This is a genomic window from Burkholderia cepacia (assembly GCF_001718835.1).
GTDB classification, from domain to species: domain Bacteria; phylum Pseudomonadota; class Gammaproteobacteria; order Burkholderiales; family Burkholderiaceae; genus Burkholderia; species Burkholderia cepacia_F.
On record NZ_CP013444.1, the window covers coordinates 1702552 to 1715387 of the forward strand.

General features: G+C 68.4%; 9 protein-coding genes and 3 pseudogenes. 10 read left to right on the plus strand and 2 right to left on the minus strand.

Annotation, left to right across the window (positions count from 1 at the left end; translation table 11 throughout):
- Nucleotides 1-17: 17 nt before the first annotated feature.
- On the minus strand, nucleotides 18-983 hold the full coding sequence (locus WT26_RS27685) for an ABC transporter substrate-binding protein (protein ID WP_196487615.1): 966 nt from the start codon (nucleotides 981-983) through the stop codon (nucleotides 18-20).
- A gap of 237 nt (nucleotides 984-1220) precedes the next feature.
- Here WT26_RS27685 and WT26_RS27690 point away from each other — a divergent pair, with 237 nt between their 5' ends.
- The 4 genes and pseudogenes from WT26_RS27690 to WT26_RS27705 all read left to right on the plus strand — a co-directional run.
- A complete protein-coding gene (locus WT26_RS27690) occupies nucleotides 1221-2138 on the plus strand; it encodes a serine aminopeptidase domain-containing protein (protein ID WP_069274414.1) in 918 nt (305 codons plus the stop codon).
- Nucleotides 2135-2566 (plus strand): MarR family winged helix-turn-helix transcriptional regulator, encoded by a 432-nt coding sequence (locus WT26_RS27695; protein ID WP_069274415.1) that lies wholly within the window; start codon nucleotides 2135-2137, stop codon nucleotides 2564-2566. The genes WT26_RS27690 and WT26_RS27695 overlap by 4 nt, the downstream gene beginning before the upstream one ends.
- 441 nt (nucleotides 2567-3007) lie before the next feature.
- On the plus strand, nucleotides 3008-4453 hold the full coding sequence (locus tag WT26_RS27700) for a sialidase family protein (RefSeq protein ID WP_069274416.1): 1446 nt from the start codon (nucleotides 3008-3010) through the stop codon (nucleotides 4451-4453).
- 390 nt (nucleotides 4454-4843) lie between these two features.
- Nucleotides 4844-5173, plus strand: a pseudogene (locus tag WT26_RS27705) (TolC family protein); the annotation flags it as partial.
- A 115-nt stretch (nucleotides 5174-5288) separates the two neighbouring features.
- Here WT26_RS27705 and adhP read toward each other — a convergent pair.
- Complete coding sequence (gene adhP / locus WT26_RS27710) at nucleotides 5289-6317, minus strand: alcohol dehydrogenase AdhP (RefSeq protein WP_069274417.1); 1029 nt, start codon at nucleotides 6315-6317, stop codon at nucleotides 5289-5291.
- Nucleotides 6318-6555: 238 nt separating this feature from the next.
- Between adhP and WT26_RS27715 the strand changes: the two genes are divergently transcribed.
- The 6 genes and pseudogenes from WT26_RS27715 (at nucleotide 6556) to WT26_RS27740 (ending at nucleotide 12832) form a co-directional block, all read left to right on the plus strand.
- Nucleotides 6556-6831: a helix-turn-helix domain-containing protein gene (locus WT26_RS27715; RefSeq protein ID WP_010096197.1), complete on the plus strand. Its 276-nt coding sequence runs from the start codon at nucleotides 6556-6558 to the stop codon at nucleotides 6829-6831.
- A complete protein-coding gene (locus tag WT26_RS27720) occupies nucleotides 6828-7310 on the plus strand; it encodes an SRPBCC family protein (RefSeq protein WP_231130480.1) in 483 nt (160 codons plus the stop codon). Before WT26_RS27715 ends, WT26_RS27720 begins: the two co-directional genes overlap by 4 nt.
- Nucleotides 7307-7955, plus strand: a pseudogene (locus WT26_RS27725) (glutathione S-transferase family protein). The gene WT26_RS27720 and the pseudogene WT26_RS27725 overlap by 4 nt, the downstream one beginning before the upstream one ends.
- A gap of 373 nt (nucleotides 7956-8328) precedes the next feature.
- Nucleotides 8329-10359 carry a TonB-dependent receptor gene (locus WT26_RS27730; protein ID WP_069274418.1) on the plus strand — a complete coding sequence of 677 codons (2031 nt, stop codon included), beginning with the start codon at nucleotides 8329-8331 and terminating at the stop codon, nucleotides 10357-10359.
- A gap of 121 nt (nucleotides 10360-10480) precedes the next feature.
- A pseudogene (locus WT26_RS36515) lies at nucleotides 10481-10882 on the plus strand (methyl-accepting chemotaxis protein); the annotation flags it as partial.
- Nucleotides 10883-11047: 165 nt separating this feature from the next.
- Nucleotides 11048-12832, plus strand: a complete 1785-nt coding sequence (locus WT26_RS27740; protein ID WP_069274420.1) for an adenosylcobalamin-dependent ribonucleoside-diphosphate reductase — start codon at nucleotides 11048-11050, stop codon at nucleotides 12830-12832.
- The last annotated feature ends 4 nt before the right edge of the window (nucleotides 12833-12836 follow it).

A 12836-nucleotide genomic window follows, 5' to 3' on the forward strand; every position in this document is an offset into this window, starting at 1 on the left:
GAAGATGGGAAAGGCGCTTATTGCGCGGCGGCCGTCTTCTGCGCGGGCGCGGCGAACGCGCCCGCATACGAGCGGTCGAGCAGCTTCGCCGTGTCGTACGCGGTCGGAATCACGCCGGCCTTGTGCAGGAAGTCGGCGGTGTTCTGCGCATCCTTCGCGGCCCTGTCGTCGACGGGGCCCACGCGCTGGTGCGCATTGTTGAGCCAGCGGTACGCGACGTCCGGCTCGAGCTTCGCGCGCTTCGCCCACAGGTCGGCGTACTCGCGCGGATGGCTGTCGACCCACTGGCGCGCGGCAACGACGCGCCGCAGGAAATCGGCGATCTCGGCGCGTTTGCCCGTGGCGGCCTGCTCGTTCGCGGCGACGAAACTCAGCGCCGGCATCAGCCCCTGCGCGGTCGTCACGGGCCGTGCGCCCTGCCGCAGCGCGAGCGTGCTGACGAACGGCTCCCACAGCGATACGGCGTCGACCGAGCCGTTCGCGAGCGCGTTGGTTGCGTCGATCGGCATCAGGTACGCGTACTTGACGGAATCCGCGCGCAGGCCGGCGTGCTCGAGCGCGCGCAGCACGAGCTGCTGGCTCCACGCGCCGCGCCAGACGGCAATGGTCTTGCCCTGCAGGTCGGCAACGGTGCGCACCGGCGAGTTCTTCGGCACGAGGATCGCAACGCCGTCGAGGCTCTGCCGCGACACCGCGACCACTTTCACCGGCGCGCCGCGCGCGGCCAGCGTGAGCAGCGCGGAATCGCCGAGGAAGCCGACGTCGATCGCATTGCCGTTCAGGCTTTCGGCGACGGGCGCGGCGGCCTGGAAATGCTTCCACTCGATCGTGTAAGGCAGGTCCTTCAGCACGCCGGACGCCTCCATCGACGCCTGGATGTTGAAGTAGTTCTGTTCACCGACGCGCAGCGTGACGGTGTCTTTGGCCATGCCCGGCTGCGCGGCAAGCGCCAGCAAGAGTGCCGTGACGATTCGGCTCAGCAACGTGATCTCCTGGATGAATGGTCGGGCGGGGTTGAACCGCAGACGATACGTTTCCCGTAGCCATAAAACAAACGCAATATTCTTCTATGCAAAGATGCAAATGTTTTATGAATTCGATGCGCCGCATCGCATGCGGCACGCCGCGTATTTCGAGTCATCCCTCGACAGATATTTCGTGCGCGAAATAGTTTTCGCACTATATTTCGCATCCGAAATATCCATCGAACCGAGGGCATCATGACTACCCAGTCGATCGAGTTTTCCGCCGCCGACGGCTACACGCTGCGCGGCACCCTGTGGTCGCCGGACGCGGCGCCGCGCGCGCTGGTGCTGATCCATCCGGCGACGGCCGTGCCGGAGCGGCTGTACGCGGGCTTCGCACGCTTCCTGACCGAGCGCGGTTTCGCGGCGCTCACCTACAACTATCGCGGCATCGGCGCGTCGCGTCCGGCGCGCCTGAACCGCCTGCGTGCGCGCATGCGCGACTGGGTCGACCTCGACGTCGAGGCGGCGACCGCGTGGGCGCGGCGCGCGTTCGCCGGCGTGCCGCTGCTGGCGGTCGGGCACAGCGTCGGCGGGCACGCGATCGGGCTGTCGGCCGGGTCGCGCCACCTGCGGGCGGCGGTGATGGTCGCATCGCACGCGGGCAGCACGCGACTGATCACCCAGGCGGCCGAACGCCTGAAGGTGCGGCTGATCCTGCGTGTGCTCGGCCCGTTGACGTCGGCGCTGCTCGGCTACGTGCCCGGCAGGCGGCTCGGGCTCGGCGAGGACATGCCGGCCGGCGTGTTCCGCGAATGGAGCCGCTGGACGACGCTGCCGCATTATTTCTTCGACGATCCGACGCTCGGCGCGGCCGAGCGTTTCGCGAAGCAGCGGTTGCCGATTCTCGCGCTCGGCTTCGACGACGATCCGTGGGCGAACCCGGCCGCGATCGGCCTGCTGGTAAGCTATCTGGCCCACGCGCAGGTCGAACGCCGCCAGATCGATCCGCGCGCGGCGGGCAGCGGCCCGGTCGGGCACATGGGCTTCTTTCGCAGCCGGCCCGGCACCGTGCTGTGGCCCGACGTGGCCGACTGGCTCGCGCGGGCACTCGACCGGCCGCGCGATGCGGACCGCGCGCCCTCCTCCACGCCAGCAGGAAACCGAGCTTGAGCGAAGACCGACGACTGTTTTTCCTGTTGAACATCGGCCAGCGGCGCGTGCAGCGCTGGATCGACCGCAAGGCCGAAACCGAGACGCGCGCGAGCGCCGCGCAGGCCGGCGTGCTGTTCTGTCTCGCGAAGCAGGACGGCGCGCTGATCGGCGAGGTCGGCGCGGCGCTGCAGCTCGCGCCGTCCGCGATGACGGGCCTCGCCGACCGCATGGCAAAGGCCGGCCTCATCACGCGCCACGCCGATTCGGACGACGGCCGCGCGACCCGCCTGTTCCTCACCGACGACGGCCACGCCGCGCTGAAGAAGGCGCGCGTGCTGCTGCGCGAGCTGAACGGCAAGCTGTGCGACGGGTTTTCCGACGCCGAACTCGACGTCGTCGCGCGGTGGCTGCGCATGCTGCAGGCGCGCTTTCCGGCGGATCGCTGAACGCGAATCGATTTCCGCAGCGATTTCGATTCGCGCTTCGATTCGATTCTCCACTCGCGATACCGCGAACTTTCCCGCAATTTTTTCTGCCCGCACGCATGCGATTCCGGCAACGCTTTCCGGCTACGACCTGTTACAAAAAATCGCCTGCTTTCCGGGGTTTTGTTGGCCTACATTGCTTCCACCTCACGGCAATCGTCGAATGAGACGCACAGCGGCCGCGACAGCAACAAGAATCACAAGGAGTCTTGACCGATGCGCTGGCGGAACCCAGCGAAGGCGGATTGCGATGGCAGAAGCGGCGTACTGTCCGGCACGCACCGGCGCGAGATCCGAAGCGTCGACGCGCTGCGTTGAAGTCCAGGCGCACGCCCCGCGCGACGACGCGCGAGGCCGCAGCCTGTCAGGCCACTGCTTCCGCACGTCAACGAGGAGCAGTCCATGCGACGCAATACCCTGCCTCACCCGCTCGTTACCCGGCTGACCATTGCCGCCGCGCTCGCGTTCACGGCCGCCGCGCACGCGGAGCCCGTGCGCGTGTCCGGCCCGAGCCCGTTCGCCGCCTGCACCATCGGCGGCCCCGGCACGGTCTACGTGAACGCCGAGGTCGAACCGTGGCTGTCGGTCAACCCGGCGAACCCGACGAACATGATCGGCGTGTGGCAGCAGGACCGCTGGTCGAACGGCGGCGCCCACGGGCTCGTCGCCGGCTACACGTTCGACGCGGGCGCGACCTGGGCCCGCACGCCGCAGCCGTTCAGCGCATGCGCGCCGGGCGGGCTGAAGTACGAGCGCGCGTCCGATCCGTGGGTATCGTTCGGGCCGGACGGCACCGCGTATTCGGTATCGATCTCGTTCAACCAGTCGAACAATGCCAACGCGGTGGCCGCGTCGGTGTCGACCGACGGCGGGCAGACCTGGAGCAGCCCGGCCGTGCTGATCGCGAACGACGAACCGACGACGCAGTTCTTCAACGACAAGGAATCGGTGACGGCGAACCCCGTGAAGGCCGGCACGGCCTACGCGGTATGGGACCGCCTCGAGCTGCCGAACGGCAACCCGTACGCGAACCTGCATACGCAGGCGTCCCGCGGGCCGACGCTGTTCTCGAAGACGACCGACGGCGGCAAGACGTGGAGCGCCGCGAAAGTCATCGTCGACGTGCCGTCGCGGCAGCAGACGATCGGCAACCAGATCGTCGTCGATCCGAAGAGCGGCACGCTCTACGACTTCTTCGACCTGATCCAGCCGCCGTTCAGCAAGGCGGCCGGCAAGGTCGCGTTCATCAAGTCGACCGACGACGGCGCGACGTGGACGAAGCCGCAGGTGATCGCGGGGCTGCAGACGGTCGGCGTCACCGATCCGAACACCGGCGAGCCCGTGCGCACCGGCGACGTCATTCCGGAACCCGCGATCGATCCGGCATCGGGGCAGCTCTACGTGGTATGGCAGGACAGCCGCTTCAACGGCGGCACGTACGACGAGATCGCCGTATCGACGTCGAAGGACGGCGGCGCGACGTGGAGCACGCCGCAGCAGTTGAACACGCCGACCGGGCGCCCCGCGTTCAATCCATCGGTGCGCGTCAACGAAGGCGGTGCGGTGATGGTCACCTACTACGACTTCCGCGACCTGCAGGCCGGCAACACGACGACGCTGCCGACCGGTTTCTGGCGCAAGATCTCGCATGACGGCGGCGCGACGTTCGCCGACGAGCGGCGCGTCGGCGGCCCGTTCGACATGAAGCTCGCGCCCAACGCGGAAGGCTTCTTCGTCGGCGACTACCAGGGGCTCGACGTGATGCCGTCATCGTCGTTCCACCCGTTCTTCGTGCAGACCAACGCAGGCAACCTGACGAACCGCACCGACGTGTTCTTCGCGCCGTGACGGCCGACCGGCCGCTTCGCGGCGGCCGGTCAGGATCTTCTTCATCGCCTCGCGCCGACGCTCGTCGGCGCATCCCCTGGCCGCAGCCGCCCGGCGCCGCGCGCGTGTCAAGCGAGGAATCGCTCGACACGCGCTTCCATTCGCCTCTGACCCAGATCAACGGTTGTCACTGCAATCATCGGCTGTAACTGGACGCGTTCCGGCGAACGGGCGAGCGCATCGGTGATGCGCGGCCCGGCCCTCGCCGGGCGCCCCAGCAATGGCAACGTCACGCACGGTTGCCAACCGATAACGAGGAATCCCATGCGCCACGTTGCGCTTTCCGACCCGCCGCCTGCCCGGGCGCGCACAGCCCTCGCACGGGCCGCGCGCGTTGCGGTCGCACTGACCATTGCGCTGACGCGCGCGACGATCGACAGCCGGCGCGAGTCGCTGCGGATTTTCCGGCGGCGCCATGACGAAGGCGCGATCTCGCGGCTGGACCTGACGCAATCGGAAATCCTGCTGCAGCAGGCCGAATCGCTCGGCGCGCAGCTGGGCCAGGCGCGCGCGAGCGCCGCGGACGCGCTGATGATGCTGGTCGGCGCGTCGCCCGATCTGCCCGCTACGCCGCCCACGCTCGACGACGAGGCCGTGATGCCGGCGCTCGCGCCCGGGCTGCCGTTCGCGCTGCTCGAAAACCGTCCGGACGTGATCGCTGCCGAGCACCAGTTGCGCGCGGCCGCGATCGGCGGCGTGCTGTTCCTGCTGTCGCTGAAGCGGTTCCGCCTGACCATCAGCCGGATGGCGTGACGGACCGCCCGCCCGTGGTGGTCGCCCCGGGCGGGCGCGGGCGTCAGTGCATGTCGGTGAGGACGATGCGACCGTCGACTTTCCCGTCGCGCAGCCGCGCGAATATGTCGTTGATGTTGCCGAGCCGGTCGCGATGGATATGCGCGCGCACCAGCCCGTCCGCCGCGAAATCGAGCGACTCATGCAGATCGCGCCGCGTGCCGACGATCGACCCGCGCACGGTGATGCCGTTCAGCACGGTCGAGAAGATCGGCAACGGGAAATCGCCCGGCGGCAAACCGTTGAGCGCCACCGTGCCGCCGCGCCGCACCATCCCGAGCGCCTGCGCGAACGCACTGCGCGACACGGCCGTGACCAGCACGCCGTGCGCGCCGCCGATCTCCTTCTGAAGCACCGCGGCCGGATCGGCGCTCGACGCATCGACGGTCAGCTCCGCGCCAAGCTGCTTCGCGAGTGCGAGCTTGTCGGGCGAGATGTCGATCGCCGCGACGTGCAGGCCCATCGCGCGCGCGTATTGCACGGCCACATGGCCGAGCCCGCCGATGCCTGAAATCGCGAGCCACTGGCCCGGGCGCGTGTCGGTGACGCGAATGCCCTTGTAGACGGTCACGCCCGCGCACAGGATCGGCGCGATCTCGTCGAACGCGACCTGCGCCGGCAGATGGCCGACGTAGTCGGGATCGGCCAGCACGTATTCCGCATAGCTGCCGTTGACCGAATAGCCGGTGTTCTGCTGTTCGTGGCAGAGCGTCTCCCAGCCCGAATAGCAGTGTTCGCAATGTCCGCACGCCGTATAGAGCCAGGGCACGCCGACGCGGTCGCCCTCGCGCACGTGCGTGACGCCCGCCCCGACCGCCGCGACGACGCCCACGCCTTCGTGTCCGGGAATGAACGGCAACGACGGCTTCACGGGCCAGTCGCCGTCGGCTGCGTGCAGATCGGTATGGCAGACGCCCGACGCCTTGATGTTGACGAGGATCTGGCCAGGGCCCGGCGTCGGGATCGGCACTTCCTCGATGCGCAACGGTTCGCCGAACGCGTGCACCACGGCCGCTTTCATGGTTTGAGTCATGCGTCGCTCCTGATGGATCAATGAGCGAACCAGTATCCGCACGCGGAATCGGGGACGGTTGACGTGTGTCAACGAGGCGGAAAGGCGCGGCGCGGACGCGGCACCCGGTCGCGCAACGATACTTAAGCGATGACTTGACTTTTTCGGGAGCCCACCATAACTTAAGCAAATGATTGAGTATTCGGAACAACAACTTGACAAGGCCTTCCACGCGCTCGCGGATGCGACGCGCCGGGGGATGCTCGAGCGCCTGTCGCGCGGGCCGGCGTCGGTGAGCGAACTGGCCGAGCCTTACGGCACGTCCCTCGCCGCGATCCATCAGCACGTGCAGGTGCTCGAGGCGAGCGGGCTCGTCGTGACGGAAAAGCGCGGGCGCGTGCGCGAATGCCGGATCTCCAGCGAGGCGGTCCAGCGCGTGGAAAACTGGCTGAGCGAGCGTCGCCTCCTCTGGGAGAGCCGCTTCGACCGCCTTGGCAAACTGCTTGAAAACGACGAACGCAAAGGAGACGAATGATGACGGAAACCCCGTTTTTCCACGGCACGTTTACGCTGAGCCGCGTGTGGGCGGCCCGGCCCGACCGGGTGTTCGCCGCGTGGTCCGATCCGGACCTCAAGGCCCAGTGGTTCACCGGCCCGGCCGAGCGCTGGACGCTGCTGCGCCGCTCGATGGATTTTCGGGTGGGCGGCGCCGAGGTGCTGGAAGGCCGCTTCGACGAAAGCGGCATGGAGACGCTGTTCGAGGCCCGCTATCACCTGATCGAGCCGGCCCGGCGCCTCGTCTACAGCTACGATCTCCATCACTCGGGGCGCTTTCATTCGGTCACGTTGTCGAGTCTCGAGCTCGAACCTCAAGGAGACGGGACGCGCGTCTCGTACACCGAGCAGATCGTGTTCCTGGACGGCAAGGACGGCACCGCCGATCGCCGCCAAGGGAGCGCACTCATGTACGACGCAATCGAGAACGTCCTTCGATCATCGGGAGCCATGCTATGACGGTCGAACTTTACGGGCACCCGTTCGCGTCGTTCGTCTGGAAACCGCTGATCGCGCTCTACGAGCGCGAGGTGGCCTTCACGTTCCGGATCGTCGATCCCGATCATCCGGACAACCAGGCGCGCATGGCGGCGCTCTCGCCCACTGGGCAATTTCCGGCGCTGGTCGACGGGGACACGGCGATCACGCAGAGCAACGCCGTGATCGAGTATCTCGACCTGTTTCATGGCAACGGCGGGCCGATGGTGCCGGCGGACCCGCGCGAGGCGCTGGACGCGCGGATGATGGCCGACGTGTTCGACGATTACGTCAACGCGCCGATGCAGCGAATCGTCGGCGACGCGTTGCGCGCGGAAGACGAGCGGGACCCGCGCGGCGTTGCCGACGCGCATGCGCTGCTCGATCGCAGCTACGCATGGCTGGACGCGCGTCTGCGGGCGAAGGAATGGGCCGCGTGCGGCCGCTTCACGATTGCGGATTGCGCCGCCGCGCCGGCGCTGTTCTATGCGGACTGGGTTCATCCGATTGCGGAGCGTCATGCCGCGCTCGCCGCATACCGGGCGCGGCTGCTGTCCCGCCCGCGTCGTCGACGAGGCGCGGCCGTATCGGCGCTTCTTCCCGTTGGGCGCGCCCGAGCGCGACTAGCCGGGCGGCGGCGAACCGTGTCTTGCCTCGACTTGAAAGGAGCGCGCATGGCCGTGACCTTGCGTCCCGCGATCGGAAGCCAATGGCGTCGGCTGGCTCGACCAGCAGTATGTCTGCCCTGCGCCGCAGAGTCGGGTTGTCAATCCGAAATGATATAACATATCATTTCGCCTGCGTGACGCCTGCCGGGCTGCCTGACCGACCGGGCAGGCGCCGTCGCATCTCGCTTCGGCGGGTCATTGCGCGCAGTAGATGCAATAATATATCGTATCCGATGTGCGCGCACCGACTTCCGCTTGCCTCAATCCGACACACATCGACCATGCGCGACCTCCCTCGTCTACCGCTTCGCCCGCTCTCCCCGCTTTCCCTGATGCTGCTCGCCGGCTTGGCCCACGGCCAGGCCGATACGCGGCCCGCAGCGCCCGGCCAGTCCGGCGATCGCCCGCTCGCGCCGATCTTCGTGACCGCGAACCCGCTCGGCGACACCGACCTGATCTCGCCGACCGCGCAACTGTCCGGCGACGCGCTGACGCGCCGCCAGGCCGATTCGCTCGGCGAGACGCTGAACGGGTTGCCCGGCGTGTCGACCACCACCTACGGGCCGATGGTCGGCCGCCCGATCATCCGCGGGATGGACGGCGACCGGATCCGGCTGCTGCAGAACGGCGTCGCGGCGTACGACGCGTCGTCGCTGTCTTACGACCACGCGGTGCCGCAGGATCCGCTGTCGATCGAGCGCGTCGAGATCGTGCGCGGGCCGGCCGCGCTGCTGTACGGCGGCAACGCGGTCGGCGGCGTCGTCAACACGATCGACAACCGGATTCCGCGCGAGGCGATCGAAGGCGTGACGGGCGCGCTCGACGCGCGCTACGGCGGCGCCAATTCGGTGCGCGCGGGCGCCGCGCAGGTCGAAGGCGGCAACGGCCGCTTCGCATTCCATGTCGATGCGTTCGACCGCGAAACGAGCAAGCTGCGGATTCCCGGCTACGCGCGCAGCGACGCACAGCGCGCGCTCGACGGTCCGGACCGGCCGCAGCCCTACGGCAACGTGCCGAACAGCGACGGCCGCGTGCATGGCGGCGCGGTCGGCGCGTCGTACACGTGGGCCGACGGTTTCGCGGGCCTGTCGTACAGCGGCTACGAGTCGAACTACGGCTCCGTCGCCGAGGACGACGTGCGCCTGCGGATGCGCCAGGAACGGCTCGCGCTCGCCTCCGAGATACGCAACCTGAGCGGCCCGTTCACGAAGCTGAAGTTCGACTTCGCGTACACCGACTATCGCCACAAGGAAGTCGACAACGGCGAGACGGCCACCACCTTCCGCAACCGCGGCTACGAGGCGCGCATCGAGGCGCGGCATCGCAGGATCGGCCCGTTCGAAGGCGCGATCGGCGTGCAGTTCGGCCAGAACCGCTTCTCCGCGCTCGGCGACGAAACGCTCGTGCCGAGCACGCGCACGACGAGCGTCGCGCTGTTCGGGCTCGAGGAATGGAAGGTGTCGGACGCGCTGAAGCTGAGCGTCGGCGGCCGCTACGAGCACGTCAAGCTGCAGCCCGATCCGGCCGGCGTCGAGAAGTTCGCGGCAGCGCAGCCGCGCGAATTCAATGCCGGCAGCCTGTCGGCCGGCGCGCTGTTCTCGCTGACGCCCGTATGGTCGGTGGCGGCCAACGTCGCGTACACCGAACGCGCGCCGACCTTCTACGAGCTGTATTCGAACGGCCCGCACGATGCGACCGGCCAGTTCCTGATCGGCAACCCGAACGCGTCGAAGGAAAAGGCCGTGTCGACCGACCTGTCGCTGCGCTACGCGAGCGGCCCGAATCGCGGCAGCGTCGGCGTGTTCTACAACCGCTTCTCGAACTACCTGACCGAGTACAACACGGGCCGCATCGTCGACAGCGACGGCGACCCGGTCGCGCCGGGCACGGACGGCGCGCTGTCCGAGGCGATCTACCGTGGCGTGCGCGCCGAGTTCTACGGCATCGAGCTGGACGGCAAGTGGCGCGCGTTCGCGCGGCGCGGCCATACGGTCGACCTGGAGCTGACGGCCGACTACACGCACGCACGCAACGTCGACACGGGCCAGCCGCTGCCGCGCATCGCGCCGCTGCGCGCGACGCTCGCGGCCGACTACGGCTACGGCCCGTTCGGCGCACGCGCGCAGGTTACGCATGCGTGGTCGCAGCATCGCGTGCCCGACAACGACTTTTCGACGGACGGCTACACGTCGCTCGGCGTGATGCTGACCTACAAGTTCCGCGTCGGTGCGACGCACTGGCTCGCGTACCTGCGCGGCGACAACCTGACGAACCAGGAAATCCGCTATTCGACCTCGGTCGTGCGCGGTTTCGCGCCGGAAGGCGGCCGCAGCGTGATGGCCGGGTTGCGCACCACGTTCTGACGTCACGGCGGTCGACGTCGCGCGCACGGTCGCGAACGGCGATCTCGGCAGCCGCATCCACGTCAGCGGCAACGACGAGACGCGCTGCGTACGACGAACGGGCGGCTGATCGACAGACGGCTCGTCGAAGATCGCCGACATCACGGGCATCATCGAAGGCATCGCGTTCCAGACCAACATCCTCGCGCTGAATGCGGCCGTCGAAGCCGCGCGGGCGGGCGAACAGGGCCGCGGCTTCGCGGTCGTGGCGAGCGAGGTGCGCAGTCTCGCGCAACGCTCGTCAAGCGCGGCAAAGGAAATCAAGGAACTGATCACCGCGTCGGTACAGACGATTCGCGACGGCTCGACGCTCGCCGGCGAAGCCGGCAAGACGATGTCGGACGTCACGCAGGCCGTCGCGCGCGTGACGGACATCATGGGCGAGATCGCGGCCGCGTCCGCCGGCGTGCCCGTTACGTCGGACGAACGACGTGTCGCAAGGAGAATCTTTGCGCACGGCGTACACGTAAACGCGCCTGCGTAGAAGCCTCGCGTTTCGCAAACCCCTTGCGCATGGACTGTCACGCGCCCTTTCGCCGTTCATGTCGCGCTGCATGCATTCGTCCTACCGTGGACGAATTGCGTTTGATCAAAATCAATCTCCGCGCGCTTCATAAAGTGTCCTCATTGCCGGAACGAAAGCGCCGCCATGGACGAACAACCGCTATCCGCCGCCGTGCTCGCCGATCGCTATGCGCGCGCCGGCGAGACGACGCGCGCGGCGATTTTCCGGCGGGTCGCGCATGCGCTCGCGCTCGCCGAGCCGATGGCGTCGCGCGCGCGCGTCGAGCAGCTGTTCTATCGCAACATGCAGCGCGGCGCGATCGGCGCCGGCCGCATCATGGCCAACGCGGGCACCGGCGCGGAAGGGACGATGGTCAACTGCTTCGTGCATCCGGTCGCGATGCCCGGCGTCGCCTCGCTCGCCGCCGTGCATGCGGCGCTCGCGCAGGCGCTCGACGACGCGCGGCTCACGCTGCTGATGGGCGGCGGGATCGGCTACGATTTTTCCCCGCTGCCGCCGGCCACGGCCTATGAGCGGCGCGGCGCCGATACGCCGGACGTCTGCGCGGCGATCGACCGCTTCGACATCGTGTGCCGCGCGCTGCCTTACGCGGGCCCGCGCCGCGGCGCGCAGATGGGCGTCCTGCGCTGCGATCATCCCGACATCGTCGAATTCGTCGAAGCAAAGCATGGCCGGCGGCGCTGGCCGACCTTCAACCTGTCGGTCGGCATCACGGACGCGTTCATGGAAGCGGTCGCCGGCAACCTGCCGTGGACGTTGCGGCACCGCGTGCCGCCCTGCTCGCCCGACTGCACGCAGACCGCGCTGCCGGACGGCAGCTGGACCTACGCGACGGTGCCCGCGCGTGCGCTGTGGCATGTGATCGTCAACGAAGCGCGCGACAGCTCCGAGCCGCGGCTGCTGTTTCTCGACACGATCGACGCGGCCGATTCGCTGCGCGCGCGCGAGCGCATCGATGCGACGGACCCATGCAGCGAGCAGCCTTTGCCCGCGTACGGCAGCTGCGTGCTCGGGCCGATCGACCTGTCGCGGTTCGTGCACCATCCGTTCGGCATCGGCGGCGAGCCGCAATTCGATTTCGTGGCGTTCGCCGACGCGGTGCGCGTGCAGGTGCGATTGCTCGACAACGCGATCGACCTGACCGTGTGGCCGCTCGCCGCGCATGCGCGCGAAGCGCATGAGAAACGGCGCATCGGCGTCGGCGTGACGGGGCTCGCCGATGCGCTGACGATGCTGCGCCTGCGCTACGACTGCGGCGCCGCGCGCATGGTCGCGCGCGAGATCGCGCTGACGATGCGCGAGCACGCGTTTGCCGCATCGGCCGCGCTGGCCGCCGAGCGCGGCGCGTTTCCCGCCTACGACGCCGCCGACTATCTCGACGGCGCCGCGCATCGCGCGCCGCTGCCGGTCACCGTGCGCGAGACGATCGCGCGTCACGGGCTGCGCAACAGTCATCTGCTGTCGTTCGCGCCGGCCGGCAGCGTGAGTCTCGCGTTCTGCGACAACTGCTCGAACGGCATCGAGCCCGCGATCGACTGGGTCGAGCGCCGCGAAGTGCGCACCGGCGACAACCACCTGCATGCGATTCGTGCGGAGAATCACGCGTACCGGCTGTTTCGTCAGCTGCATGGCGAGCACGCGCCGCTGCCCGACTATTTCGTGAAGGCGGCGGACATCGCGCCGGCCGATCACGTGTCGATGCTCGCCGCGCTGCAGCCCTGCGTCGACGCGGCGATCTCGAAAACGGTCAACGTCGATCGGCGCTGCTCGCTCGCGCAAATCGACGCGCTGTTCTTCGCGGCGTGGCGCGAACGCCTGAAAAGCATCAGGATCTTCCGCCCCGATCCGACGTTCCCGTCGGTGTTCCCCGGCGGCGCGTTCGGGCAGACGGATGCGCATCCGTGCTGACGCC